The sequence below is a fragment of the Halomonas sp. THAF5a genome (assembly GCF_009363755.1).
In the GTDB taxonomy this organism is placed as follows: Bacteria; Pseudomonadota; Gammaproteobacteria; order Pseudomonadales; family Halomonadaceae; genus Halomonas.
Map to the genome: position 1 here is coordinate 1,615,363 of NZ_CP045417.1, position 25,901 is coordinate 1,641,263.

27 protein-coding genes are annotated in these 25,901 nt (G+C 67.3%); 13 read left to right on the plus strand and 14 right to left on the minus strand.

The genetic code is table 11. From position 1 onward, the window contains the following. Positions 1-64 precede the first annotated feature (64 nt). The 7 genes from mobA to FIU83_RS07355 all read left to right on the plus strand — a co-directional run bounded on the left by mobA (position 65) and on the right by FIU83_RS07355 (position 5,391). Positions 65-682: a molybdenum cofactor guanylyltransferase MobA gene (gene mobA / locus FIU83_RS07325; protein ID WP_152483445.1), complete on the plus strand. Its 618-nt coding sequence runs from the start codon at positions 65-67 to the stop codon at positions 680-682. Further along, positions 679-1,263 (plus strand): molybdopterin-guanine dinucleotide biosynthesis protein B, encoded by a 585-nt coding sequence (gene mobB, locus FIU83_RS07330; protein ID WP_152483446.1) that lies wholly within the window; start codon positions 679-681, stop codon positions 1,261-1,263. Before mobA ends, mobB begins: the two co-directional genes overlap by 4 nt. Continuing rightward, the gene (gene glp / locus FIU83_RS07335; RefSeq protein WP_152483447.1) at positions 1,260-2,528 is read left to right on the plus strand and encodes a gephyrin-like molybdotransferase Glp; all 1,269 of its coding nucleotides are present in this window, start codon (positions 1,260-1,262) and stop codon (positions 2,526-2,528) included. The genes mobB and glp overlap by 4 nt, the downstream gene beginning before the upstream one ends. Positions 2,529-2,542: 14 nt before the next feature. Beyond that, positions 2,543-3,394: a cyclic pyranopterin monophosphate synthase MoaC gene (moaC, locus tag FIU83_RS07340; RefSeq protein WP_152483448.1), complete on the plus strand. Its 852-nt coding sequence runs from the start codon at positions 2,543-2,545 to the stop codon at positions 3,392-3,394. 3 nt (positions 3,395-3,397) lie between these two features. Continuing rightward, complete coding sequence (moaE, locus tag FIU83_RS07345; protein WP_152483449.1) at positions 3,398-3,853, plus strand: molybdopterin synthase catalytic subunit MoaE; 456 nt, start codon at positions 3,398-3,400, stop codon at positions 3,851-3,853. Continuing rightward, positions 3,850-4,842, plus strand: coding sequence for a GTP 3',8-cyclase MoaA (moaA, locus tag FIU83_RS07350; RefSeq protein ID WP_152483450.1), 993 nt, complete (start codon positions 3,850-3,852; stop codon positions 4,840-4,842). The genes moaE and moaA overlap by 4 nt, the downstream gene beginning before the upstream one ends. Positions 4,843-5,100: 258 nt before the next feature. Beyond that, complete coding sequence (locus FIU83_RS07355) at positions 5,101-5,391, plus strand: H-NS family nucleoid-associated regulatory protein (protein WP_152483451.1); 291 nt, start codon at positions 5,101-5,103, stop codon at positions 5,389-5,391. Between the two features lie 97 nt (positions 5,392-5,488). Here the strand turns inward: FIU83_RS07355 and FIU83_RS07360 are convergent, their stop codons facing one another. The 9 genes from FIU83_RS07360 to FIU83_RS07400 form a co-directional block, all read right to left on the minus strand. Then, entirely contained in the window at positions 5,489-7,111 is a 1,623-nt protein-coding gene (locus tag FIU83_RS07360) for a ribonuclease J (RefSeq protein ID WP_152485286.1), read from the minus strand. Between the two features lie 485 nt (positions 7,112-7,596). Next, positions 7,597-8,358, minus strand: coding sequence for an amino acid ABC transporter ATP-binding protein (locus tag FIU83_RS07365; protein WP_152483452.1), 762 nt, complete (start codon positions 8,356-8,358; stop codon positions 7,597-7,599). Beyond that, entirely contained in the window at positions 8,355-9,029 is a 675-nt protein-coding gene (locus tag FIU83_RS07370) for an amino acid ABC transporter permease (RefSeq protein ID WP_152483453.1), read from the minus strand. The genes FIU83_RS07365 and FIU83_RS07370 overlap by 4 nt, the downstream gene beginning before the upstream one ends. 17 nt (positions 9,030-9,046) lie before the next feature. After that, positions 9,047-9,778: an amino acid ABC transporter substrate-binding protein gene (locus FIU83_RS07375; protein ID WP_253939591.1), complete on the minus strand. Its 732-nt coding sequence runs from the start codon at positions 9,776-9,778 to the stop codon at positions 9,047-9,049. 160 nt (positions 9,779-9,938) lie between these two features. Then, on the minus strand, positions 9,939-10,685 hold the full coding sequence (locus FIU83_RS07380) for a M15 family metallopeptidase (protein WP_172976045.1): 747 nt from the start codon (positions 10,683-10,685) through the stop codon (positions 9,939-9,941). Positions 10,686-10,701: 16 nt separating this feature from the next. Beyond that, complete coding sequence (locus tag FIU83_RS07385; RefSeq protein ID WP_152483455.1) at positions 10,702-11,979, minus strand: TRAP transporter large permease; 1,278 nt, start codon at positions 11,977-11,979, stop codon at positions 10,702-10,704. Next, a complete protein-coding gene (locus tag FIU83_RS07390) occupies positions 11,976-12,425 on the minus strand; it encodes a TRAP transporter small permease (RefSeq protein WP_253939561.1) in 450 nt (149 codons plus the stop codon). The genes FIU83_RS07385 and FIU83_RS07390 overlap by 4 nt, the downstream gene beginning before the upstream one ends. A 121-nt stretch (positions 12,426-12,546) precedes the next feature. Then, positions 12,547-13,581, minus strand: a complete 1,035-nt coding sequence (gene dctP, locus FIU83_RS07395; RefSeq protein ID WP_152483457.1) for a TRAP transporter substrate-binding protein DctP — start codon at positions 13,579-13,581, stop codon at positions 12,547-12,549. A 173-nt stretch (positions 13,582-13,754) separates the two neighbouring features. Continuing rightward, the gene (locus FIU83_RS07400) at positions 13,755-14,708 is read right to left on the minus strand and encodes a LysR family transcriptional regulator (protein ID WP_152483458.1); all 954 of its coding nucleotides are present in this window, start codon (positions 14,706-14,708) and stop codon (positions 13,755-13,757) included. A gap of 154 nt (positions 14,709-14,862) precedes the next feature. Here FIU83_RS07400 and purU point away from each other — a divergent pair, with 154 nt between their 5' ends. Both purU and FIU83_RS07410 read left to right on the plus strand, forming a co-directional pair. Continuing rightward, positions 14,863-15,717 (plus strand): formyltetrahydrofolate deformylase, encoded by an 855-nt coding sequence (gene purU, locus FIU83_RS07405; protein ID WP_152483459.1) that lies wholly within the window; start codon positions 14,863-14,865, stop codon positions 15,715-15,717. Between the two features lie 51 nt (positions 15,718-15,768). After that, positions 15,769-16,440 carry an energy-coupling factor ABC transporter permease gene (locus tag FIU83_RS07410; protein WP_152483460.1) on the plus strand — a complete coding sequence of 224 codons (672 nt, stop codon included), beginning with the start codon at positions 15,769-15,771 and terminating at the stop codon, positions 16,438-16,440. A 117-nt stretch (positions 16,441-16,557) separates the two neighbouring features. Here the strand turns inward: FIU83_RS07410 and FIU83_RS07415 are convergent, their stop codons facing one another. The 3 genes from FIU83_RS07415 to lexA form a co-directional block, all read right to left on the minus strand. After that, positions 16,558-17,253: a hypothetical protein gene (locus tag FIU83_RS07415; RefSeq protein WP_152483461.1), complete on the minus strand. Its 696-nt coding sequence runs from the start codon at positions 17,251-17,253 to the stop codon at positions 16,558-16,560. A gap of 137 nt (positions 17,254-17,390) precedes the next feature. Next, positions 17,391-18,437, minus strand: coding sequence for a DNA polymerase IV (gene dinB, locus FIU83_RS07420; protein WP_152485288.1), 1,047 nt, complete (start codon positions 18,435-18,437; stop codon positions 17,391-17,393). Positions 18,438-18,497: 60 nt separating this feature from the next. Continuing rightward, positions 18,498-19,157, minus strand: a complete 660-nt coding sequence (gene lexA / locus FIU83_RS07425; RefSeq protein WP_152483462.1) for a transcriptional repressor LexA — start codon at positions 19,155-19,157, stop codon at positions 18,498-18,500. A 403-nt stretch (positions 19,158-19,560) separates the two neighbouring features. On the opposite strand from lexA, the gene FIU83_RS07430 reads away from it, so the two are divergent. Both FIU83_RS07430 and FIU83_RS07435 read left to right on the plus strand, forming a co-directional pair. Next, entirely contained in the window at positions 19,561-20,229 is a 669-nt protein-coding gene (locus FIU83_RS07430) for a TetR/AcrR family transcriptional regulator (protein WP_152483463.1), read from the plus strand. After that, positions 20,229-20,747 (plus strand): L,D-transpeptidase, encoded by a 519-nt coding sequence (locus FIU83_RS07435; protein WP_152483464.1) that lies wholly within the window; start codon positions 20,229-20,231, stop codon positions 20,745-20,747. Before FIU83_RS07430 ends, FIU83_RS07435 begins: the two co-directional genes overlap by 1 nt. Positions 20,748-20,889: 142 nt before the next feature. On the opposite strand, the gene FIU83_RS07440 is transcribed toward FIU83_RS07435, so the two are convergent. Continuing rightward, positions 20,890-22,125 (minus strand): type II secretion system F family protein, encoded by a 1,236-nt coding sequence (locus FIU83_RS07440; protein WP_152483465.1) that lies wholly within the window; start codon positions 22,123-22,125, stop codon positions 20,890-20,892. Between the two features lie 62 nt (positions 22,126-22,187). Beyond that, entirely contained in the window at positions 22,188-23,984 is a 1,797-nt protein-coding gene (gene pilB, locus FIU83_RS07445) for a type IV-A pilus assembly ATPase PilB (protein WP_152483466.1), read from the minus strand. 398 nt (positions 23,985-24,382) lie between these two features. On the opposite strand from pilB, the gene FIU83_RS17760 reads away from it, so the two are divergent. Both FIU83_RS17760 and FIU83_RS07455 read left to right on the plus strand, forming a co-directional pair. After that, positions 24,383-24,730 (plus strand): prepilin-type N-terminal cleavage/methylation domain-containing protein, encoded by a 348-nt coding sequence (locus FIU83_RS17760; RefSeq protein WP_152483467.1) that lies wholly within the window; start codon positions 24,383-24,385, stop codon positions 24,728-24,730. A gap of 316 nt (positions 24,731-25,046) precedes the next feature. Beyond that, a protein-coding gene (locus tag FIU83_RS07455; protein WP_152483468.1) for an IS5 family transposase occupies positions 25,047-25,900 on the plus strand; the annotation gives its coding sequence in 2 pieces (ribosomal slippage) (positions 25,047-25,401 and positions 25,401-25,900; 855 coding nt in all). Position 25,901: the final 1 nt, after the last annotated feature.

The following is a 25,901-nucleotide window of genomic DNA, read 5'->3' on the forward strand; positions in this document are numbered from 1 at the left end:
ATGGCACCCGGGGGCGGGCTAAGGCATCATGGGGGATGACACGATGGTTTCGTCAGGAGAGTCCATGATTCCCCGAGAAGCGCTCACCGGCATGATCCTGGCCGGCGGCCAGGGACGCCGCATGGGCGGCCGCGACAAGGGGCTCGAGCCCTTCGCCGGCCGGCCGCTGGTGGCTCATGTCCGCGAACGCCTGGTGGGGCGCGTCGCCGAGGTGCTGATCAACGCCAACCGCAACGTCGAGCGCTACCGGCCGCTGGCCGATCGCGTGGTGAGTGATGCCGAGGGCGGCTACCAGGGTCCCCTGATGGGCATCTACAGCGGGCTACGGGCCGCGACCACGCCCTGGCTCGTCGTCGCTCCCTGCGATACCCCGGCGCTGCCCGAGGACCTGGTGACGCGCCTGGTGGCTGGCATCGGTGACCACGATATCGCCGTGGCCTTCGACGGCGAGCGCCTGCACCCGGTGGTGGCGCTGATCCGCACCACGCTGGCCGACGACCTGGCCGCGGCCCTGGCCGAGGGCGAGCGCAAGATCGATCGCTGGTACGCGCGCCACGCCTGGTGCCGGGTGGACGTCAGCGACTGCCCCGACGCCTTCGCCAATCTCAATACCGATGACGAGAAGGCACGCCTGGAGCAGGCCCTCGGCGTGGCGGCCCGGGCGGCGAGGGCGCGCCCATGAGCGAGTGCGTGCCGGAGCGCCTCCCCTTCGACGACGCCCTGCCGGTGCTCGGCATCGCCGCCTGGAGCGGCACCGGCAAGACCACCCTGCTGGAGCGGCTGCTCCCCGCCCTGCGGGAGCGAGGCCTGCGGGTGGCGGTGATCAAGCATGCCCACCACAGCTTCGATGTCGACCAGCCCGGCAAGGACAGCCATCGCCTGCGCCAGGCCGGCGCCTCGCCGATGCTGGTCGCCTCCCGGGCGCGGGTGGCGGTGATGATGGAAACCCCGGGCCGCGAGGAGGCGGATCTCGCCGCGCTGCTCGAGATGGTGCGTCCCCAGCGGCCGGACCTCGTGCTGGTGGAGGGCTTCAAGGCCTGGCCACTGCCCAAGCTGGAGCTCTATCGGCCGTCGGTGGGCAAGCCGCTGCGGGTCGCCGAGGATCCCTGGGTGAGGGCCGTGGCGAGCGATGCGGCGCTGGCGCTTCCCGAAGGCGTCGAGGCGCTGGAGCTGAATGATCTCGAGGCCCTCGCCGACTGGATCGCCGCCTGGCCCGGGCGCTGGCCCTCCCACCAGCGTCCCCGCGAGGAGGCCGTGTCATGACGCTCTCCTGCTTCGATCTCGGCGAGCGGATGCTGTCCGTGGCGGAGGCGGGCGAGCGCCTGGCGACCCTGATCGAGGGGCCGCTGCCGGTCGAGCGGGTCGCGCTCGCCGCCCTCCACGGGCGGGTGCTGGCCGAGGATTTTGTCTCGCCCATCGACGTGCCCCAGAACACCAACGCCGCCATGGACGGCATCGCCCTGGCCTGGCCCGAGCCGGACGCGCGGCCCGCCGCCTGGCGGCTGGTCGGCGAGGTACTCGCCGGCGCTCGGCGTGGCGAGGGGGTCGCGGCCGGCGAGTGCGTGCGCATCACCACCGGCGCGCCGCTGCCGCCGGGCGCCGATACCGTGATCATGCGCGAACAGCTGATCGAGCCGCTGGAGGCCTCACGCGGCGAGCGGGTGGCGATCGACCGGCCCGAGCGCATCCGCCGGGGCCAGCACGTGCGGCGTGCCGGCGAGGACATCCCCCGCGGCCGGCGGGTGCTCGACGCCGGCACGCGGCTGGGGGCCGCGGAGCTCGGGCTGCTGGCCTCCCTGGGGCTCGCCGAGGCGCGGGTCCATCGCCGGCCCCGGGTGGCCCTCTTCTCCACCGGTGACGAGGTGATCGCCCCCGGCCGGCCGCTGCCCCCGGCCGGCATCTATGACGCCAACCGCCACACCCTGGTGGGCCTGCTCGCCGAGCAGGGCGCCGAGGCGATCGACCTCGGCATCCTGCCCGACGACCGCCAGGCCATGGAGGCCGCGCTGCGCGAGGCCGCCGACCGCGCCGACATGGTGATCACCAGCGGCGGCGTCTCGGTGGGCCAGGCCGACTTCACCCGGGCCGCCCTGGAGACGGTCGGCCGCCTGGCGTTCTGGCGCATCGCCATCCGTCCCGGACGCCCCCTGGCCTGCGGCCTGCTGGGCGAGCGCGGCGTGCCCTTCCTGGGGCTGCCCGGCAATCCCGTGGCGGTGATGGTCACCTTCCTGCAGTTCGTGGCCCCGCTGCTGGCGCGGCTGCAGGGACGCGGCGCCGTCGCTCCACGCCGGCTCACCGCCGTCGCCGACGAGGCCCTGAATAGCCGGCAAGGCCGCACCGACTTCCTGCGCGGCGTCTTCCACGCCGCCGACGATGGCCGCCTGCACGTGCGCAGCACCGGCGCCCAGGGCTCCGGCATCCTCTCCTCGATGGCGGCGGCCAACTGCCTGATCGAGCTCGCCGACGACCGGGAGGGCGCGGCCCCCGGCGAGACGGTGAGCATCCACCCCCTGCATCGCTTGCCATGAGGCGCCGACTCACCATGTCACAGATTCCTCCTTCCCTGACCCATCTCAACGCCCGCGGCGAGGCCCACATGGTCGACGTCGCCGACAAGCCGGAGAGCCGGCGGGAAGCCTCGGCCTCGGGGCTCATCCGCATGTGGCCGTCGACCCTGGCGCTGCTTGCCGAGGGCGGCCTGCCCAAGGGCGACGTCCTGGCCACGGCGCGCATCGCCGGCATCCAGGCCGCCAAGCGCACCCACGAGCTGATTCCCCTCTGCCACGCCCTGGCGCTCTCCAAGGTGGCGATCGAGTTCGAGCTGGACGAGAAGAACGCCTGCGTGCACGTCACCGCCACCTGTCGCCTCAACGGCCGGACCGGCGTCGAGATGGAGGCCCTGACCGCGGTCTCCGTGGCCTGCCTGACGCTCTACGACATGTGCAAGGCGGTGGACAAGGACATGGAGATCGGCGCCATCCACCTGGACACCAAGACCGGCGGGAAGTCCGGCGAGTACCGCCGCGAGGCGGCCCCGTCGCCGGCCACCTCCGTGATCGAGACCGCCGCGGCGCCCATCGTCACCGGCGAGGGGGCCGCAGGCGAGGTCTCGGTGGGCACGCGTTGCGACATCGCCGCCCCCTGCATCCGGGTCAAGTGCCTGGCCGAGCTGCGCGAGCGCCTCGGGGTCGGCGACGTCTCGGTGCCTTTCCATGACCTGCCGAGCGCCGACGTGGCCGGCCTCAAGGCGGCGCTCAAGGCACAGGACCCGAGCTTCGAGGGGCTCGACCAGGGGCGCGTGCTGTGCGCCGTCAACCAGGTCATGGCCGGCGATGCCACGCCGTTGACCGACAACGACGAGGTCGCCTTCTTTCCCCCGGTGACCGGAGGCTGAGCGATGATACGCGTGCAGCGGGAGACCTTCGACGCCGGCGCCGAGCAGCGTGCGCTTCTCGAGGGACGCAGCGACATCGGCGCGGCGGTCAGCTTCACGGGGCTGGTGCGCGACTTCAACGAGCGCCCCGAGGTTGAGGCCCTGACCCTGGAGCACTACCCGGGCATGACCGAGGCCGCCCTGCAGGCGATCGTCGAGGAGGCCGAGGGGCGCTGGCCGCTTCAGGGGGTGACGGTGATTCACCGGATTGGACGCCTGGCCCCTGCGGACCCTATCGTGTTGGTAGTGGTGGCCAGTGCCCATCGACGCGCCGCCTTCGAGGCCTGCGACTTCATCATGGACTATCTGAAGACCCGCGCCCCCTTCTGGAAGAAGGAGCACACGGCCAGCGGGGACTATTGGGTGTCGGAACGCGACGGGGATCATCATGACGCCCGTCGCTGGGAGTGTTCTTCATGACCGATGAGCTGATCGACAATTTCGGCAGACGCGTGAGCTACGTGCGCATTTCCGTCACCGATCGCTGTGACTTTCGCTGCGTCTACTGCATGAGCGAGGAGATGACGTTTCTCCCGCGGGCCCAGGTGCTGACCCTCGAGGAGCTGGCCACGGTGGCCCGCGCCTTTACCGAGCTGGGCGTGGAGAAGATCCGCCTGACCGGGGGCGAGCCGCTGGTGCGGCGTGACATCGATCGGCTGGTCGGTGATATCGGCGCGCTCCCCGGGCTCAAGGATTTCGCCATGACGACCAACGGGGCGAGCCTGCCGAAGTTTGCCGGCCGCCTGCGCGACGGCGGCCTAAAGCGGCTCAATATCAGCCTTGATTCGCTGGATCCCGATCGCTTTCGGCGCCTCACCCGCACCGGTGATCTCGGCAAGGTGATCGCCGGCATTCGGGCCGCCCGGGAGGCCGGCTTCGAGCGTATCAAGCTCAACGCCGTTATCCTCAAGGGGCGCAACGACGACGAGGTGATCGACCTGGTCGACTTCGCCCGTGACGAGGGGCTCGACATCAGCTTCATCGAGGAGATGCCGCTGGGCGATGTCTCCGACCACTCCCGGGCCGAGACCTTCTGCTCGAGCGACGAGGTGCAGGCGCTGATCGAGACCCGCCACGCGCTGGTGCCCACCACCGAGTCGACCCCCGGGCCATCACGCTACTTCATGATGCCCGACAGCGACTCCCGGGTCGGCTTTATCTCGCCCCACAGCCACAACTTCTGCGATACCTGCAACCGGGTGCGCGTCACCGTGGAGGGGCGCCTGCTGCTCTGCCTCGGCAACGAGCACTCCGTGGACCTGCGCGCCGTGCTGCGCCGCCACCCCGGGGATATCGAGGCGGTGAAATCGGCCATCGTGCGCGCCATGCCGCTGAAGCCCGAGCGCCATCACTTCACCACCGATGGCGATGTCCAGGTGGTGCGCTTCATGAACATGACCGGCGGCTAGGCCGCGCGGCGCCGAAGCCGGGCGGCACCGGCGGTTTTGCGGGCGACACCTCGGTGTCGCCCGCGTCGTTTTCTCCCCGTGAATCGGCGCGTCGCGTCGTGAATTCCGTGTCGTTGCCGGGGCATTTCGGCGCTCTTTTTGGTTGCCTCACCGCCGGGGTTTTTCCCCACTCTTTCTTGCCAATGTGGCATCAGTGCATATACTTTTGACGTGTAACATCCCACTGCGACATTCCAACATTCGGCATGGAGACCGCCAATGTCCAGCGAAACCCTGGAGCGCATCGCCCGCAACAAGAACGTGGCTCGTGCCGCGGCACGCCAGCTCAGCATGGAGCAGCTGCACAAGCTGGCCGAGGTCATCGGTGAGGTCATCGAGCAGAAGAAGAACGAGGAGGTTCAGCGCCAGGAAGAGGAAGCCGAGAAGGCCAGGAAACTCGCCGAGATTCGCGAGCAGATCAACGAGGCCGGCCTCTCCCTGGACGACCTGGTGACCGAACAGCCCACGCGCAAGCGTGGTCGTCCGCCGAAGAACGCCAGCAAGGCGTGATCCGGTTTCTGCCGCGCCTTGTCCTCAAGGCGCGGTGAGCCTTGCTCCCGTTTTTCTTGCGGTTCTCGATTCGCTCACCGCTGCGTCAATTCCCGCCTTACTCTCCCGGTATTTCCGCTTCCACCGCGAGAATCTGCAGGTGCACTTCGGGCACCCGGTGCAGGTGATCGGCCAGCCAGCCGAGCAGCCGTGGCTGCAGCGCCAGGCGCAGCTCCGCCAGGGAATCCACCTCGATCTCGTCCAGGCAGTCGTCCAGCCAGTCGGCGAAGGCGGTCTCGTCCATGGGGCTCGACTGGCTGGCATCGAGCATCAGCCGGCCGATGCGCGTCCAGCCCGTGACGGTGGCCGCCACCGAGAGGGCGAGGTAGAGGCTGCCGTGACGGGCGCGATGCCCGCCATCGCCGCCGCCGAGGCCCGGCAGGGCGGCGACCGCATCCTGGTTGACGATATGCGGCTGCTGGGGGTGGCGCGCCGTCAGGGAGAGGCCGTCGGCATCCAGGCGGATCAGGTCGCCGTTGGTCGGGATCACCGGGGCCTCGATACCCAGCGAGGTCGCCAGCGACTGGTGGGCCTGCTGGTGGCGGGCCTCGCCGTGCACCGGCAGCAGGTGGCGTGGCCTCACCCAGCCATAGAAGGTGCGTAGCTCCTCCTGGGCCGGATGGCCCGAGGCGTGCAGCTCGGGATGATTCTCCTCGTCGAACAGGCTCACGCCGAAGTGTCGCAGTCCGGCCTTCAGGCGCTGGATCAGTCGTTCGTTGCCGGGAATCGCCTTGGCCGAGAAGATCACGGTGTCGCCGGCCATCAGCTCGAAGTGGGGATGGCGCCCTCGCGACAGGCGCGACAGCGCCGCCCGGGGTTCCCCCTGGCTGCCGGTGGCGATCACTAGCACCTCCTCGGGCGGCAGGTAGCCGAGATCGGCCACCGGCACCAGCGGCGGCAGGTCGTCCATGTAGCCCAGCTGGCGCGCCACGCCGACCATGCGCTCCATGGAGCGTCCCATCAGGCTGATGCGCCGTCCAGAGCGCTGGGCGGCGCGGCCGATGGCCAGCACCCGGGCCAGGTTGCTCGCGAAGCAGCTGACCACGACGCGCCCTTCGCAGCGGGCGATGGTGCGGGTGAGGGCCTCGGCAACTTCCCCTTCGCTGCGCGAACGGCCGGGCAGGGGGGCGTTGGTGGAGTCGCCCACCACCAGGTCCACCGGGGCGATGGCGCGGAAGGTGGCGGCCGAGATCGGCGGGCCGATCAGCGGCTCGGGGTCGAGCTTCCAGTCGCCGGTGTGCAGCACCCGATGCTCTCCCGCGGCGATCAGCAGCGCGCAGCTCTCGGGGATCGAGTGGGTCAGGGGCAGGAAGCGCAGGGTGAAGGGGCCGGTCTCCAGTGCCTCGCCGGGCTCGATCACCCGGATGGCGTCGGTGGCGAGGCCACGCTCGACGAACTTGGCCCGCAGCAGGCCCGCCGCCAGCGGCGTGGCGTGGATCGGGCAGCCCCACTTCGGCCACAGCCAGGCGGCGGCGCCGATATGGTCCTCGTGGCCGTGGGTGATGATCAGCGCACGAGGGCGGATCGAGAGCCGCTCGAGGGTGGAGAGGTCGGGGACCTGCAGCGGATTGTCCGGCAGGTCCTGGCGGATCATCATGCCGCAATCCACCGCGATCCAGTCGTCCTCGCCGCCTTTTTCCCCGTCTTGTCGCTCGCCGAAGCCGTAGAGGCTGAGGTTCATGCCGATCTCGCCGCAGCCCCCCAGCGGCAGGAAGTGCAGTGGCGGGCGGCGGCGGGGACGGATCTGGACGCGGGGTTGTGGCATCGAGGAAGCGGGGGCCTGAAAACGTGTACGAACACTATACGGGATGGCCGCCGCGCCTCACAACGCGACCCTCCGGGGCAGGCCCTCGCAGCTTGGCCTGGAGGAGCCAATCTTGGATCATCGCATTTTGGCGTGAAGCCGCTCGGCAGGAAAAGAGGTAGGCAGCTTTCCTGTGGGAGCGACGGTTCGGCGCTCCGAGCTTGCATCGCGAAAGAAGGCCGAAGGCCTTCCCGGCCTCAGGCACGAAGCCCGAGGCGCCTGTCGGCGCCAATCGCCGTGCAAGCACGGCTCCCACACTAGTTCAATGCCTGTCAGATAATGCTGGCTTGGGTGGATCGCGGTTCAAGCAGCGCTCCCACCCACCTCGCCGGTATCACGCTGTTCTGTGATGAACCAAATCTCTACTCCGGCACGTCCAGGGCGACCTGGGTGGCCAGCACCTGGCGCAGGAAGTCCCGCGTGCGGGGATCCTGCGGTGCGCGGAAGAGCTGGTCGGGCGGCCCCTGCTCGACGATGCGTCCGCCCTCCATGAAGATCACCCGGTCCGCGACGTCCCGGGCGAAGCTCATCTCGTGGGTCACCACCAGCATGGTCTGGCGCTCCGCGGCGAGCTGCTTCATCAGGCCGAGCACCTCCTCGACCCACTCCGGGTCCAGCGAAGAGGTCGGCTCGTCGAAGAGGATCACTTCGGCCTGGGCCGCCATGGCGCGGCCGATGCCCACGCGCTGCTGCTGTCCGCCGGAGAGCGAGGCGGGGTAGGCGTCGGCCTTGTGGGCGAGGCCGATGCGCTCGAGGATCTCCCGGGCCCGGGCATGGGCCCGCGCCTTGGGCCAGCGGTTGACGACGATCAGCCCCTCGGCGATGTTCTCGAGCGCCGTCTTGTTGGCGAACAGCGCATAGTTCTGGAACACGAAGGCGGTGCGCCGCCGGGCCGCGAGAATCTCGGCGCGGCGCGCGCGGGTCACGTCCACCTCCAGGTCGCCAAGGGTCAGCCGGCCGGCGTCCGGGCGTTCGAGGAAGTTCAGGCAGCGCAGCAGCGTCGACTTGCCGGTGCCCGAGGGACCGATGATGACGACGATCTCGCCCTGCTCGATGGCGAGGTCGATGCCGTCGAGCACCGCCTGGCCGCCGAAGCGCTTGATGAGTCCTTCTACCTTGATCATCGGCGGTATGCCTCGTTGAGCCGGGTTTCCAGGCGCCGCTGGAGCCAGGCCAGCAGCTCGACGATTCCCCAGTAGAAGAGCGCCACGGTGATGAAGGCCTCGAAGTAGAGGAAGCTGCCGGCGGCCTCCTTCTGGGTCGCGCCCATCAGCTCGGTGACCCCCAGGGTGAAGGCCAGCGAGGTCGCCTTGATCATGTCGATGAAGTAGTTCATCAGCGTGGGCACCGCGACCCGGGTGGCCTGGGGCAGCACGATGCGGCGCATCAGCTGGCCGTTGGTCATGCCGATGGAGAGCGCGGCCTCCGTCTGGCTGCGATCGACCCCGACGATGGCGGCGCGAATGGACTCCGCCATGTAGGCCGAGAAGTGCAGGGTCAGGCCCATGACGGTCGCGGTCACGCCGTTGATCTGGGTCAGGAACGCCAGCAGCTGGGGCAGGCCGTAGTAGAACAGGAACAGCTGCACCAGCAGCGGCGTACCGCGAAAGAACGAGATGAACAGCAGGGTAGCGGCGTTGAGGCCCGGGATGCGCAGCACGCGAATCACCGCCAGGCCGCAGGCCAGGACCAGGGCCAGCGCCATCCCCACGGCGGCCATCTGCAGCGTCAGCGGCAGGTAGCGCAGCAGGATGGGCACCAGCCCCAGCATGTAGTCGAGATCGAGCACGGACATGACAGCGGCTCAGCGTCTCAGGGGGTGGTGATGTCGGTGCCGAACCACTGTTCGGAGATCTCGCGCAGTTCGCCGGACTCGCGCAGGGTGTCGAGTGCCGCGTCGACCCGGTCGCGCAGCTCGCGGTCGATCTCGGTGTCGCGGAAGGGCAGGGCGTTTCGGATCTCGGAGAAGGTCTGGCCGGCGAGTGCCAGGGGCAGCGGCTTCTCCTTGATGACCTGGCTGGCGCTGACGCGATCCATCACGAAGGCATCGACGCGACCCAGGGCGGTGTCCTGCTCGATGTTGCTCTCGTAGGTGCGGATCTCGATCTCATCAGCGTAGGGCAGCTCGTTGAGCAGCTGCTCGTAGTTGGAGCCGAGGTTGACGGCGACGGTCTTGCCCTTGAGGTCCTCGACGCCCTGGATCGCCTCGTTGCCGTCCTTCACCACCACCTGGGCGCCGTCGTAGACGTAGGGCTGGGTGAAGACGTACTTGGATTCCCGCTCCTCGGTGATGGTGATCTGGTTGGCGATGGTGTCGATGCGGCCGGACTCGAGCATGCCGAAAAGGCCCGAGAAGTTGGCCGTGACGAACTCGACCTCCACGCCCATCTCCTCGGCCACCGCCGTGAGCACGTCGACCTCGAAGCCCTGCAGCTCGTCCTGCTCGACGAAGGTGAACGGGAAGTAGCCGCCGGACATGCCGACCTTGAGGGCGTGATCGTCGGCCTGGGCCAGGCCGGCGCCGAGCAGGCCGGCGGTGAGCATCGCCAGAGGGGTACCGATAGCGCGCTTGAGCATGTGAAGGCTCCTGAACAGTCGCGGGAGTAATACGGGTCCGTCACGGGGGGTGACGCGTTGGGCGCTCACACTAAAGAATAAGAAAGCGTTTTTCCAATAGCCTCTGGTTATTAACATGCGACGCCGCCTACCATTGGCGCTGCCAGCGGCTCTCGATGGTCTCGAGCTCCGCGGGCCCGTAGAGCGCCTCGGGCTGACCGCTGTAGTGGGCCCACAGCTGGTCGCCGGCATCGAAGTGCCACCACTCGCTCGGCAGGTTGGTGAAGCCCTGCTCGGCCATGGCGCCATATAGCCGGCGGCGGTTGTCGCGGGCCTTCTGCTGGCGCGCATCGGGGCGCTCCAGCGCCTCGAGGGCGGCGGTGTGCGAGGCCGGCACGGCCTCGTCGAAGAGGGTGCCCATGTCCAGCACCAGGCCGTCGGCGTCGCACAGGGTCACGTCCACGGCGCCGCCGGTGAGGTGCGGGCTCGGTGCGTCTGTCTCGCGACTGGGCACGGAGACGAACTCCCGGGTGCGGGCCAGCAGCGCCTCGTCGTCGAGGTCGGGGTGATGGGAACGGATCGCCTCCTGCAGGGTGTCGAACAGATACTGCTGTACCCGCCAGGGACGCCAGCCGTCGAGCACCACCAGCCCGAGGCCAGCGGGCAGCGAGCGGGCCACGGCGAGCAGCCGGCGATAGACCCCCTCGCGGACGTAGCACTCGTTGATCGCGCCGGGCACGTCCTGCTTGGCGTAGATCGGGAAGACCCGGATCGGCGAGGGCGCCAGGCTCAGGGGCACCAGCGGCTCGTCACTGCCGGCGATGGGAATTCGCCGGACCACGGACCAGTCGGGCTCGGCCTGGGCGGCGATGGGGGATGACAGGGAGCGGTTCACGATGGTCTCCAGGGGCTCAACCCAGCTGGGTCGGGAGCCAGAGGGTCAGAGAGGGGAACAGGATCAGCAGCAGCAGCACCAGGATCGCCGTGACCACGAAGGGCCAGATGGTGCGAAACAGCGAGACGATCTCCAGGCGGCTCACCGCGGCAGCGACGAAGACGCAGGCGCCCATGGGCGGCGTGATCAGCGCGATGGTGATGTTCAGGGTGATGATGATGCCGAGGTGCACCGGGTCGATACCGGCCATGACCGCCACCGGCGAGAAGATCGGCGTCAGCAGCATCAGCGCCGAGACCTCCTCCATGAACATCCCGGTGATGAAGGTGATCAGGCTCAGCAGCAGCAGGATCACCACCGGCTGCTCGATATAGGGGGCCAGCAGCGCCACGAACTCGTTGGGCACCTGGGCATAGGAGAGCAGCCAGCTGATGGTCGCCGAGGCGGCCATGATCAGGAAGATGGCCGAGGTCAGCCGGGTGGTGTCGACGATGGCCTTCCAGAATGCGGGGAGACGCAGGTTGCCCTGGGCCAGGCCGCACAGCGCCACGTAGAGCGCCGTCAGGGCGCCGGATTCGGTGGGCGTCACGAAGCCCATGACGATGCCGGCGACGATGATGAAGGGCGCCACCAGGGCGGGCAGCGCGCCCAGGGCCGTGACGGCCAACTCGCGCCGCGAGGGCAGTCCGCCGCGCTTCTCGAGGCCCTTGTGCCAGGCGTACCAGGCGTTCATGGCCATGAAGGCGACGCCCAGCAGGAGGCCGGGAATCACGCCGGCGAGGAACAGGTCGCCCACCGAGGTGTTGGTCAGCGAGGCGTAGAGGATCATGAAGATGCTCGGCGGGATGATCGGCCCGATCAGCGAGCTGCCCGCGGTAAGCCCGGCGGCGAAGGCCGTGGAGTAGCCCTCCTTGCGCATCGGCGGCACCAGCAGCGAGCCGAGCGCCGAGGTATCGGCGACCGCCGAGCCGTTGACGCCGGCGAAGAAGACGCTGGAGACCACGTTGACGTGGCCCATGCCGCCTCGCAGGTGGCCGACCAGCAGCTTGGCGAAGGCCATCAGCCGGTCCGTGAGTCGCGTCACGTTCATCAGGTTGCCGGCGAGGATGAACAGCGGGATGGCCATCAGCGAGAAGGCGTTGATGCCGCCGAAGAACTGCTGGGGCATCATGCGCGGGATCATGGCGGGGTCGACGAACAGGAAGCCTACCACCGCCGTGACGAGAAGCGAGAGGAAGAGCGGGAAGCCCAGCAGGACGTGGACGAGGAACACCGCCAGCATGGTCAGGGTCATGTCGGTTCTTCCGTGAGCGTTTTCAGGGGCGCCGGGCCATGACAGAGGGCCTGCAAGGCCAGCAGGGCGAAGCCGATCGGCAGGGCGAGCATGGGCCAGGTGCGGCTGATGCCGAGCCCCTGGCTCGTGAACATCGAGACCGACAGGGCGTAGCGGTAGCTGACGATCGCGGCCCCGACGGCCAGGCCCAGGGTCAGCAGCCACTGGTAGAGGTGGAGCAGGCGACAGAGCCGGGCCGGCAGCAGGCGCTCGATCAGGGCGATGCGCATGTGGCCGCCCTCTATCCAGACCGCGCCGGCGGCGAGCAGCACGCTGCCGATGATCAGGAAACGGGCCAGCTCGTCGGTCCAGATCGGGGCGCCGCCGGCCAGGTAGCGCATGAAGACGCCGAAGAGGATGACCGCGAGGTCGAGCAGCAGCAGGCTGCTGGCCACGGTGAGCGACACGGACCGGCCGATCGCCGATACGCGAGAAAGGAGACACGCCATAGGTGAGGTTCCGTGAGCTGCGCTCGGGCAGGGGCCAGGCCCCTGCCCGAACGGCGATGGGTCGCGCGGCGGGGACCGCTTACTCGGCCAGGTGGGTCATGCCGGCGTCGTCGAGGGCCATGTCGATGTAGGCGCGATCGATGCCCTGCTCGCCGAGCCACTCCAGGTAGGCGGGCTGGCCCTGCTCGCGGAAGGCCGCCAGCTCCTCCTCGGAAGGACGGATCACCTCCATGCCCTGCTCCTCGAGGTAGGCGATGCGCTCATCGACGCGCCCCTCGTTGTGCTCACGGGCCATCTGATTGGCCTCGTCGACCGCCTCCAGGAAGGCCTCGCGCATCGCCTCGTCCCAGCCGTCGATCATGGCGCCGTTGCCGACCAGGAACTGGTCCGAGTACTGGATATTGGCCAGGGTCAGGTAGTCCTGCACCTCGTAGAGGCTGCCGAGGATGATGTACATCGGCGGGTTCATCTGGCCGTCGGCGACGCCGGTCTTCAGCGCCATGTAGACCTCGGTCCAGGGGATCGGCGTGCCGGAGGCGCCGAAGGCCTCGTAGAGCGCGACCTGGCTCGGGTCCATGGCGCGAAAGCGCAGCCCCTCGAAATCGTCGGGCGAGGAGATCGGCGTCTCGTCGCTGGTGAAGGCCAGGAAGCCGCCTTCCTCGACCACCGCCAGCAGCTCGAGGCCGGCGCGCTCGCGCAGGTCGCCCTCGACGGTCTGCCAGTAGTCGCCCTCGTCGAAGAAGGTGCGGGCCGAGGCGAAGTCCTCGAAGAGGAAGGGAATGGCGCTGACGAAGATCTCCGGGACCAGCGGCGACATGCCGGCGAAGGAGGCGATGTTCAGGCTGGGGCTGTTCATCGTCTGCTCCATGCGCTCCTGCTCCTCGCCCAGCATGCTGTTGGGGTAGAGGGTGAGCTCGAGCTCGCCATCGGTCTTCTCCTCGACCAGCTCCTTGAGGTGGGTGGCGAAGACGTGCACGGCGTTCTTGTCGGGATCCGGGGCGCCGTTATAGCTCAGGTTGACGGTCGTGGCGGCCTGGGCCTGGCCGGCCAGGGTGCCGGCGGCCAGCACGGCGGCGGCCAGGGAGGAGAGGGCGAAGGGGCGGATGCGGTTCATGCGAGGACTCCGAGATTGTTGTTGGCAAGTTCGTTCGAGGTTGTTGGCAAGGTCGTTGGCAAGGTCACGATCGATGTCGTGATCGACGGGATTGTCGTCGCGGTGGGCGAGGTCTTGGCCCGCCGGGCGCCTCCTCAGCAGACTAGGCGTTGATGTGTTGACTAATCAAACCGTCAAGTGTTGGTTTTTCGGCAACACTTGGCGTCCAGGAGGCGAGGGGCGTCGGCATTGAAGAAACGCATTCCCCGGCAGAGGTGGTCCAGGCAGGCGTTGGCCGCCACGGTGAGCTCGCGCCCGGTGAGGCTCACGATCTGCGCGCGGGCCTCGCTGAGGATGCGATGGGCCATGGGCAGCACGGCGATATCGCCCTGACGCACCTCCTCGGCCACGGTCAGTTCCGGCATGAAGGTGATGCCCGTGCCCCAGCGCACGAAGTTCTTGAGCACGGCCACCGAGTTGGTGTGCAGGCGCGCCTGCAGGTGGACCCGCTCCTGGTGGGCCACGGCGTTGACCATCTGGCGCATGCCGAAGGGGTTGTCGATCAGGCCGACCGGCCAGCCCACCAGGTCCTGCAGCCGCGCCGGCCGTTCCAGGGCGGCCAGGGCATGGACGACGGGCACGATCAGGTCGAGGGGCTGGCGCGTCTCGACATGGCAGGTCAGCAGCGGGTCGACCGGCGGGGCGTAGAGCAGGGCGAGCTCCACCTCGCGGTCCTTGATCAGCGCCATGGCCTCGTTGACCCCGGCCATCACCACCTCGAGCTCGATCCCCGGGTAGGCGTTCATGAACGACTGCAGCGGAGCGGCGATCAGGTCGCCGATGAAGCCCTCGCCCACCGCGATGCGCACCTGGCCGCTGACCAGCCCCTGCAGGGCCGAGAGCCGCGAGATCACGGCGTCCTCCGCCGCCTGCTGGCGGTGGTGGTGGTCCACGAGCAGGCGACCCGCCTCGGTCACCTTGATGCCGCCGGCGTGGCGCTCCAGCAGGCGGGTGTCGAGGTGCTCCTCGAGGTGGCGGATCTGGCGGCTGATCGCCGAGACGTCGACGTCGAGGTGGGTGGCCGCCTTGCGCAGCGAGCCGCGCCGGATCACCTCGCTCAGGTAGGTCAGGGCTCGCGTGTTGAGCATCGTCGGTGGTGCCTCCTCGGGTGCAGGGAAAGGGGGTGAGGGAATCGTGTTCAGCTTACCCCAGGGCCGGTGAGTCGACAGCCCGGGCGTGCCCGAAGCCCCTGTTTTGGCTACACTGTCGCTCCCAGTCACAGCCGCAACGCGGGATCATTCGATGTCACACTACTACCGCCTGGTGGTCTCCTGTCCGGACCGTCTGGGCATCGTCGCCAGGGTCTCCAACTTCATCGCCGGCCACGGCGGCTCGATCACCGAGGCGAGCCAGCACTCCGACCTGGAGGGCGGTCGCTTCTTTATGCGCTACGAGATCCTGGCCGATTCGGTGGGCATGCCCCTGGAGGCGCTGCGCGAGGCGTTCACGCCGATCGCCGAGGAGTTCGACATGACCTGGGCGCTCACCGACACCCGCCAGCGGCGCCGCGTGGTGCTGATGGTGTCGCGGGAGACCCACTGCCTGGTGGACCTGCTCTATCGCTGGACGGCGGGCGAGCTCGACTGCGACATCGCCGGCGTGATCTCCAATCACGAGGACATGCGCGGCCTCGTCGAGTGGCACGGCATTCCCTACCACCACGTGCCGGTCAAGGCCGACGACAAGCCGGCCGCCTTCGCCGAGGTCGAACGGCTGGTCGAGGAGGCGGGCGCCGACTGCGTGGTGCTAGCCCGCTACATGCAGATCATGCCGCCGGCGCTCTGCGAGCGCTTCCAGGGCCGCATGATCAACATCCACCACAGCTTCCTGCCGTCGTTCGCCGGCGCTCGCCCCTATCACCAGGCGCATCAGCGCGGGGTGAAGCTGATCGGCGCCACCTGCCACTACGTCACCGAGGAGCTCGATGCCGGCCCGATCATCGAGCAGGACATTCACCGGGTCAGCCACTGCCACACGCCCCAGGACCTGGTGCGCTTCGGCCGCGACGTGGAGAAGGCGGTGCTGGCCCGCGGCCTGCGCTGGCACCTGGAGGATCGCGTGCTGATCCACGGCAACAAGACCGTGGTCTTCGCCTGACGGCTGGGTCGACGATCGAGGCGTGAGTGGCACGAACCTAAGGGAGTCGAGATGACGCTTGCCGAACCGGTACTCGCCCCCTGGCTGCTGTGGCTGTGCGGCGCCGTCGCCCTGGCCGTGGTCGGCCTGGCGCTGAGCCGGCGCCCCTGGGTGGCGCTGATCGAGGACACCGCCCTGCAGCATCGCTGGCTGGCCGCCACCGTGATGGTGATGCTGCTCTGGCAGCTGCGCGCCCAGGCGGTGGACTGGCTGACCCTGCACCTGATGTTCACCGCGCTGTTGACGCTGATCTTCAAGGCGCCGCTGGCGCTGTTGTCGATCACCGCCATCAACGTGGCGATGGTGCTGGTGGGGCGCATCGACTGGCCGCTGCTCGGCGTCAACGTGCTGATCACCGGGGTGGTGCCGGCGCTGGTGACGGGCATCGTCTGGCGGCTGGTCGACCGCCGGCTGCCCGACAACCTGATGGTCTTCCTGTTCGTCTGCGGCTTCTTCGGCTCGGCGCTCGCCACCCTGGCCGCGGGCCTCGCCGCTGTGGGGCTGATGGCGCTGGGGGCCAGTGACGCCGAGGCGCTGCGCCAGGCGCTGGAGTATGCCCGCTTCCTGCCGCTGCTGATGCCCTCCGAGGCCTTTATCACCGGCATGCTGCTAAGCATCCTGCTCGTCTATCACCCCGGCTGGGTCGCGACCTTCAACGACCACCGCTATATCGATACGAAGTGAGCGGCCAAGCGCCCCCTGTAGGAGCGGTGCTCGCACCGCGATCCGCCGCGTAGCGGCGGCTGGGTTAGCGCGAACCCACCGAAACCTCCACGCGGAGCCGAGAGCTGTTCTGCCTGGTCACATCGACCGCCCGATTGCCGCCCGAAGAATCTCGCCGGTCGTCTCGCGTGACGTGATGGGCTGCCGGTCGAGGGATATCCCCGGGAAGAAGTCGTTGCCTTTCTCCCGATTGGCACGAGCGATCCGCTTCAGATCGAGGATGTAGGGGTAACAGGCCTGAAGGCTATGCCCGTGAACACACCCCAGCATGTGATAGCTCTCATGAACCGCGACATGCGATGGATTCTGCAGCAGCTGGTTGAGGGTGACGGCTTTCCCCACCACGTAGCCTCGCGTGTGCGTGTTCGTCTCGACGGCCCCGAGTATCTCGGGGGCAAGCCAGGAGGCAAGGAAGTCGCCGACGTGGCGTCCCACCACGGCCATCAGCCTATCGCAGGGCGGCTCCAGCGGTCGAAGCGCGATCTCTTCGATGATGCCATTCATCAGGAAGGCGGGGCGCTTCCACGGTCTGACCCAAGGAATTTCCACGTTCAGATCGAAGAGGGCGAGTTCGTCGCTCACCTCCTGGAACAGATCCCTGGCGCGGGTCTCGGTAATTCCCTCATCGATGAGTAAACAGACTCTCAGTGTTTCTTCTGGCCCGAAGTCTAGTGTCTGCAGGGCATGTGTATCATGCTTGCCCACCGTCACGCACGCCGAGGTGAGCATGGCCAGCAGGATGGGGATCAGTCGTGCCACCTTGATACGCTGCATGCCGACACCTCACCAGCTCGTTGGATCGCATGATGGCCAGCGGTGAGGTGTCGGTCCCTTGAGCGTTCGCCCCTGCCATATCGCTCCTTCAATAAAGGCAGTTACGCAAAGTTACACAAGTATGGTTTTCTTGAGGTCTACAGCGGCAGGGACAGCTGCTGGCGCGCGTCTTCCGGCAGCAGACGCACGCCGACGCCGAGCAAGCGCACCGGGCGGCTGGCGCGGGCCCAGGCCTGCTCCAGCAGTCGGGTGTAGCTCTCGGGCTCGGGGGTGAGCCCGCGGCTCTCCAGGGTGGTCAGGCTGAAGTCGTCGAAGCGCACCTTCACGAAGAGCCCCGACAGGGGCGGATGGCCGTGGCGCTCGAGGCGGTCCTTGAGCTTTTCGCAAAGCGGCGCCAGGGCGGCGCGGGCGCTGGCCAGATCGGGCAGGTCGCGATCGAAGGTGGTCTCCACGCTCACCGACTTGCGTTCGCGCTCGACCCGCACCGGACGCTCGTCGATGCCGCGAGAGAGCTCGTAGAGTCGGCGGCCGAATTTTCCGAACTCCTCGATCAGTCGCTCGATGGGCAGTTCGCGCAGCTCGGCGCAGGTGGTGATGCCCATGGCATCGAGCCGGGCCCCCGTGGCGGGGCCCACGCCGTGGAGCTTCTTGACCGGCAGCTCCCGCACGAAGGCGTCGACCCGCTCCGGCGGGATCACGGTCAGGCCGTCGGGCTTCTCCCAGTCGCTCGCGATCTTGGCCAGGAACTTGGAGGATGCTGCCCCGACCGAGACGGTGATGCCGGTGCGCCGGTAGCACTCGGCCTTGATCCAGCGCGCCATCCAGGTGGCGCTGCCGCGAAAGCCCTCGACGCCGGTGACGTCGAGAAAGGCCTCGTCCAGGGAGAGCGGCTCGACCAGCGGGGTGAGCTCGTGAAAGACCGCCTGGATCTGCGCCGACACCTCGCGATACTTCTCGAAGTGACCGGGCAGCAGCGTGAGGTGGGGACAGAGGCGCAGCGCCCGGGCGGTGGGCATCGCCGAGTGGATGCCGTACTCCCGGGCGGGGTAGTTGCAGGTAGCGATCACCCCGCGGCGCTCCCGGGAGCCGCCGATGGCCAGCGGGATGTCGCGTAGGCTCGGGTTATCGCGCATCTCCACCGCCGCGAAGAAGCAGTCGCAGTCGACGTGGAGGATCTTGCGCAGTTCGCTCATGGGGTCGAGATGGCAGGTCCTGAAGCGAGGCGAGTATAGGCCGCTTCAGGGTCAGCCCAGCGCCTGGCCGTTTCCGCCGCGAATCACGCCCACCCCGATGCCCTCGATCTCCAGCGGGTCGTGGCGCAGGTCCAGCTCGATGGGCACGAAGTCGGGGTTCTCGGCCTCCAAGGTGACCGCGTGCCCCTGGCGGTGGAAGCGCTTGACGGTCACCTCGTCCTCGAGGCGGGCCACCACGATCTGGCCGTCGCGGATGCGCTCGGTGCGATGCACGGCCAGCAGGTCGCCCTCGAGGATGCCGACATCCTTCATGGAGAGGCCGCGCACCCGCAGCAGGTAATCGGCGCGGGGAGTGAAGTACTCCGGCGGCAGCGGGCAGTAGCGGTCGATATGCTCGGCGGCCAGGATCGGGCTGCCGGCAGCGACCTCGCCGATGATCGGCAAGCCCTGGGAGGGTGGCTCTTCCGGCGGCTGCTCGCCGATCGCCTCGGGCTCCTGAGCCGGCAGGCGGATGCCGCGCGAGGTGCCGCGGATCACGCGGATGGCGCCCTTGCGCTCGAGGGCACGCAGGTGCTCCTCAGCGGCGTTGGCCGACTTGAAGCCGAGCGCCCGGGAGATCTCCGCGCGGGTCGGCGGATAGCCGAGCTCGTTCATGGTCTTGACGATGAAATCGAGCACGTTCTGTTGCCGAGCGGTGAGGGAGCGGCTCATGGGACCTCCGGGTCTGTAACCGTGGGGGACGATGCCATCGTCACATTTATGTTCAAGTATACAGCATGTCTTTCCATCCAGTAAAAGTGAGCTAGCCTTCTCTTGTAAGAGCGACCGGTCCGACGCTTCGGCTTGCGTCGCGATCCGCCGCGGAGCGGCGGTTGGGTTGGCCTGGTCTGGTCTTTTCGGAAGCGGAGGCATCTTATCGCGGTGCAAGCACCGCTCCCACAATGTCTATGCACTCCGCTTTTCGCGAAGCAAGCGGCGCTCCCACATTCATGGCGCGGCACCCAGCTGCTCGGCGTTTCAAACGCCCCGACCTTGGCGGCATTGAGCGTTTTCCATGGCTGTCATACACTCGCGTAACATTCAAACAATTGTTTCCAATCATGTGGAGCCGCCCATGGCCCAGCAGCCCGACACCGTCACGCGTATCCTCGACACCGCCGAGGTGCTGTTCGCCGAGCGTGGCTTCGCCGAGACCTCGCTGCGCAACATCACCAGCAAGGCCAAGGTCAATCTCGCCGCGGTGAACTATCACTTCGGCTCCAAGAAGTCGCTGATCCAGGCGGTGTTCGCCCGCTATCTCACGCCTTTTACGGAGCGCTTCCACACCGCCCTCGATGAGCTTGAGGCGCGCCATGCGGGCGGTGTCATCCCGCTGGAGGAGCTCCTGGAGACGATGGCGCGCTGCGTGCTGGAGGTGCCGGCGGAGCGCAATAGCCTGAAGGTGTTCATGCGCCTGCTGGGGCTCGCCTACAGTCAGGCCCAGGGGCATCTGAGACGCTATATTCAGGAGGAGTACGGCAGCGCCTTTACCCGCTTCACCGAGCTGGTGCGCCTGGCCACCCCGGAGCTGCCTGACGCCGAGCGCTTCTGGCGGCTGCACTTCATGCTCGGCACGGTGATCTTCACGCTCTCGGGCCTCGATGCGCTGCGTGACATCGCCGAGCAGGACTACGGCGAGCACGTCGGCGTGCGCGATCTGGTGCGTCGACTGCGCCCGGTTGTGGTGGCGGCGATGAACGCGCCGCTGCCCGAGCCGCTCCCCACGCAGCGGGAGGCGGGCTGATGCGGACGCCGTTGCTGGCCGAGCTGCCGCCGGAGGAGGGACTCTGGCTCGAGATCGATACCGCCACGCAGCGGCTGAGCGTGTGGGACGGGCTAGAGGTGAAGTGGAGCTGTGATGTCTCCACCGGCGCCAACGGCACCGGCGAAGAGGAGGGCAGCGGGGCGACGCCGCTCGGTTGGCATACCATTCGCGCCGCGATCGGCGCGGGCGAGCCGGCGGGCGCCATCTTTCGCGGGCGTCGGCCCACCGGCGAGGTCTACACCGAGGCCCTGGCCGCCGAACACCCCGGCCGCGACTGGATCCTCACGCGCATTCTCTGGCTCGGCGGGCTGGAGCCCGGGCGCAACCGCGGCGGCAACGTCGACTCCCAGCGCCGCTATATCTACCTGCACGGCACGCCGCCGAGCGAGCCCATGGGCGTCGCCCGTTCCCATGGCTGCATTCGAGTCCGCGATGATGACCTACTGGCGCTCTTCGAGATCGCCGTGCCGGGCACCCCGGTGTGGGTGCACGATTAAGGGCGAAGCAGCCAAGCAGCCAAGAAAAAACCTCCAGCAGAGTGTGATTTGCTGGAGGTTTTTATTGGTGTTCTACGCGATATGAGCATCATCCTGCTCGGCGCTCGGCGCTCGGCGCTCGGCGCTCGGCGCTCGGCGCTCGTTAGCCGATCACACTGCCCAGCTCGAAGATCGGCAGGTACATCGAGACCACCAGGCCGCCGACCAGCACGCCGAGGATGACGATGATGAAGGGCTCGAGCAGCGAGGTCAGGGTGTCGACCTTGTTGTCGACTTCCTCCTCGTAGTAGTCCGCCACCCGGTTGAGCATGGCGTCCAGCGAGCCGGCTTCCTCACCGATCCCCACCATCTGCACCGCCAGTGGCGGGAACTGCTCGGTCATGCGCATGGCGAAATTCAGCTGCTGGCCGGTGGCCACGTCCTCGCGGACCTGGGCGATGGCGTGCTCGTAGACCATGTTGCCCGCCGCGCCCTCGGCGGTATCAAGTGCCTCCACCAGTGGCACGCCGGCGCCGAAGGTAGTGGCCAGGGTGCGCGAATAGCGCGCCACCGAGGACTTGTCGAGGATGTCGCCGATTACCGGAATGCGTAGCGACAGCTTGTGCATGCGATAGCGAAACGTCTCGGAGCGCCGCATGGCATGACGCAGCAGGAATATCGCGGCCACGATGCCGAGCAGCCCCCACCACCAGTATTGCTGGGCGAACTCCGAGAGCGCGAGGGTCATGCGGGTCGGGGCCGGCAGCTCGGCGCCGAAGCCCTGGAACAGGCTCTCGAACTGCGGCACCACCTTGACAAGCAGCAGCGCGGTCACGCCGAACCCCACCGAGATCACCGCCGCCGGGTACCAGAGCGCCTTCTTGACCCGGCTCTTGAGCGATTCGATCTTCTCCTTGTAGGTGGCGACACGCTCGAGCATGTTGTCCAGCGACCCGGACTGCTCGCCGGCCTCCACCATGTTGGCGAACAGCCGATCGAAGTGCTGAGGGTGGCGCTTGAGCGCCTCGGAGAAGCTGGCCCCGGCCGCCACCTCGTTCATCAGTTCCTGGACGAGTGCGCTCATGGCGGGCTTCTTGAGACTTTCCGCCACCACCTGGAAGGCCTGCAGCACCGGGACGCCGGCGCGGATCATGGTGGCCATCTGACGGGCGAAGAGCATGATGTCACGGGGCTTGATCTTGCCCATGCCGCTGCCGAAACCGCTCTTGCGGCGGATGCTCTTGACGACAATATTCTGATTGGCCAGTAGGCTCTCCACCTCGTTCCGCCGGGTGGCGACGATTTCGCCGGCGATCTTGCGCCCGTTGGGGCCCTTGCCCGTCCACCGCCAGCGGTAGAGCTTGACCTTCTCCTGCTTGCGCGTGGGTTTCATTGCCATGTTCATCGTGTCTTCCCTGCGTCATGTAGCGTTGGAGGTACTGAGCCGCTTAGCCGCTCACGCTAGTCCTTCGTTACTCGATTGACCTCTGCCAGGCTGGTCAGCCCCTGCATCACCTTGAGGATGCCGCTGCGACGGAGATCCGGATGGCCTTCCTGGCGGGCCTGGGCGTCGAAGTCACGGGAATTGCCCTGAGTCATGATCAGGTGGCTCATGGCATCAGAGATCGGTACGACCTCGTAGATGCCCACCCGACCCTTGAAGCCCTGGGTGCAGTGCTGGCAGCCCACCGGTTCAAAGATGGTGGCGCTCGCCACCTCATCCTCGGTGAAGCCCTGGGCGAGCAGCGATTCGCGGGGGATCTCGGCGGGCTGCTTGCAGCGCTGGCAGAGCCGGCGCGCCAGGCGCTGGGCGATGATCAGGCTCACGGAACTCGCGATATTGAAGGGTGCCACGCCCATGTTGGCCAGGCGGGTCAGTGTCTCCGCCGCCGAGTTGGTGTGCACTGTGGAGAGCACCAGGTGGCCGGTCTGGGAGGCCTTGACCGCGATCTCGGCGGTCTCCAGGTCACGGATCTCGCCGACCATCACCACGTCCGGGTCCTGGCGCAGGAAGGCGCGCAGGGCGCTGGCGAAGGTCAGGCCGATCTTGGGCAGGACGTTGACCTGGTTGACGCCCGGCACCTTGATCTCGACGGGATCCTCGGCGGTGCAGATGTTGCGCTCCACCTGGTTGAGAATGTTGATACCGGTATAGAGCGAGACCGTCTTGCCGCTGCCGGTGGGGCCGGTGACCAGGATCATCCCCTGGGGCTCGCCGAGCACGCGCTCATAGAGGGCTCGCTGTGGCGGGGTGAAGCCAAGCTGCTCGATGCCGAGCTGCGCCGAGCTCGGGTCGAGAATCCGCAGCACCACCTTCTCGCCGAAGACGGTGGGCAGGGAGTTGACGCGAAAATCGATGGAGCGCGTCGTCGAGAGCTTGAGCTTGATGGCACCGTCCTGGGGCAGGCGGCGTTCGGAGATATCCAGGCGCGACATCACCTTCAAGCGCGCCGAGATGCGCGAGCGCATGGCAAAGGGCGGGTGTGCCACGTCGTGGAGGATGCCGTCGATGCGAAAGCGCACCCGATAGCTAGTCTCGTACGGCTCGAAGTGGATATCCGAGGCGCCCCGCTGGATCGCGTCCAGCAGGATCTTGTTGACGAACTTGACGATGGGTGCGTCGTCACCCGCGGCGGCCACCGCGGCCTGCTCGTCCGTGGCATCGACGACCCCTTCGTCGTAGGCGAGCTCCCCCACGGCGTCGTCCACGCCGGCGAGTTCATCGAACATGCTGGTCTCGCTGCTGGCGAGATAACCTTCGAGCACCGGGCCGAGCTGGTCCACCGGTGCCAACACGCCCTCCAGGGTCAGGCCGGTGGCGAACTGCAGCTCGTCGAGCAGCGCCAGGGTGGAGGGGTAGGGCACCGCCACCGTGAGCCGGTGGCCGTGGTGCACCAGCGGCAGCACCCCAAGCCGGCGCAGGATCTTGTCCGGGTAGTCCCTGGCCGGTGGCAGGCTCTCCAGGCGCAGGGCATCGAGGTCGATGATCGGCAGTCCATACTCCCAGGCCGCGCTTAGCGTGGCCTGGCGGGCGGGCACCATGCCCACCTCGATCAGGTGAGCGAGCAGAGAGCGGTCCGCCTCGCGAGCCTCGGCTTCTGCGCGCACCACCGCTGCCTCATTCAGCAGGCCGTCAGCGACCACTCGGCGCGCCAGGCCGCGCAGCCCGCCGCGCAGGGTGGCCCCCTGCAGCGCCGACGGCTCGGGCGTCGGCACGTGGGGGGGCTGCTCGGGGGACGGGGGACGGTAGTCGTTCATGGCGCCTCACGGTAGTGCAGGTAACGGTGTTGCGACGGAGGATCGGTCGCGACGGTGCTAGGCCTGATTCTAGCCCCTCGGGTCGCCCCCCGCCCAGCGTCATATCATGCGCTTTCCACGTTTCTCTAGCACTTCGGCTGATGCTTTGGTACCACGAAATGCTTGCTGCTTCGCCTGTCGTTGATGATACTGCTTGCAGGGTTGCAAAGCGTAATTTAATGTAACGCCCAACGGGTATGGTAATGCCCGATCGACCGGTGATCGGGCTGGGCCTAGGGGCTCTTCCTGATTACCGATGGTAACCTCGCACGGGCGCGAGACAACGGCCGAGATCGGGAGCGCCACGGCGAACAGACGCAAGGGGCAGGACGATGCACCAGATGATGAGGAAGACCCAGATGAACAAGGCGCAGGGCGGTTTCACCCTGATCGAGCTGCTGATCGTAGTGGCGATTATCGGGATCTTGGCGGCGATTGCGATTCCGCAGTATCAGGATTATGTTGATAGATCAACTGATAATGCTTGTCTTGCGGAAGCTAGGTCCTTTGCTACTGCAGTTGCCGCTGAGAGAGCCATTGGTGCATCGGATCCACAAACTACAGACGTTTTCGATGATGCCGATACAGCAGATCAATCACCAAGTTGCACTTCATTGACCATTGCGGAAGCAAGTAGTGCCGTTTCTTATGATTCTGGTACTGGTACTAGCGATGCTGTAGGTACTGTCAGTGTCGGTCTAAACTGATTCTGCTCTATATGTGATTCACCTTGATAATGTGGTTTGGGGCCGGCATTTGCCGGCCCTTTTGTTTCTTGAATTCATGCATTATGTGCAGAACCAGCGATGTTCGAAGGCTCCAGAGCTCGGCTATTCGTCGTTGGGTGTGGAATCCGTCATCGCCATCTGAGCTGAGCCAAGATATGGTCTCCACCACGATAGGAGACATGGCATAGACGGCACACAGGTTCTGCCCCTCGGCCTTGGCCTGCAAACGCCCTAGGCTTTGTCCGAAAACGCGAATTTGCTAATGTCACCTATGCCTCAGCAGCATAGGTGACCCATGGCAGGCCGCTACGAGATCTCCGACAACGGCTGGGCCCTCATCGAGGACATCGTGTCGCCGCCGCAGAGAACGGGGCGCCCCCGCCGCGATGACCGCCAGGTGCTGAACGGCATCTTCTGGATCCTCTGCTCGGGCGCCAAGTGGCGCGACCTGACAGAGCGCTACGGCCCGTGGAAGACCGTTTATGACCGTTTCCGTCAGTGGCGCGATGACGGCACCTTCGAGGCCATTCTGGCGCGCCTCCAACTTCGCCTGCGAGAGGATGGCCTGATGGATCTGAACACCTGGATGATCGATTCGACATCGATTCGCGCCACCCGGGCCGCCTCTGGAGGCGGCAAAAAGGGGGGCAGCAAGAACCCGTAGACCATGCTCTGGGACGAAGTCGCGGCGGCCTGACGACCAAGATCCGTATGCTCTGTGACCGGCAGGGTTGGCCGCTGACCTTCACGCTGTCGCCAGGGCAGGACTCGGATACGCGGCACTTCATACCCACCCTGGAGGATGTGCATCTGCCCGGGGCCAAGGGCAGACCGCGCAAGCGCTGTCGCTACATCGTGGCGGACAAGGGCTACGATAGCGACCCGCTTCGCCGCTACTGCGACCGACATCGGATGAAGCCGATCATTGCCCGGCGCAAGATGAAGCGAAAGCCGCGCCCTGGCGCCCCTCGGGGCTTCGACAAGCCCCGTTATCGAGAGCGAAACGTCATTGAGCGCTGTTTCGCGTGGATCAAGGAACTGCGCCGCGTCTGCACCCGCTACGACAAGTTGGCCAGCAGCTTCAGAGCGATGGTATGCCTGGCCTGCATAGATCGTTGCCTGAGAGCAGACTTTCCAGACAGAACCTAGA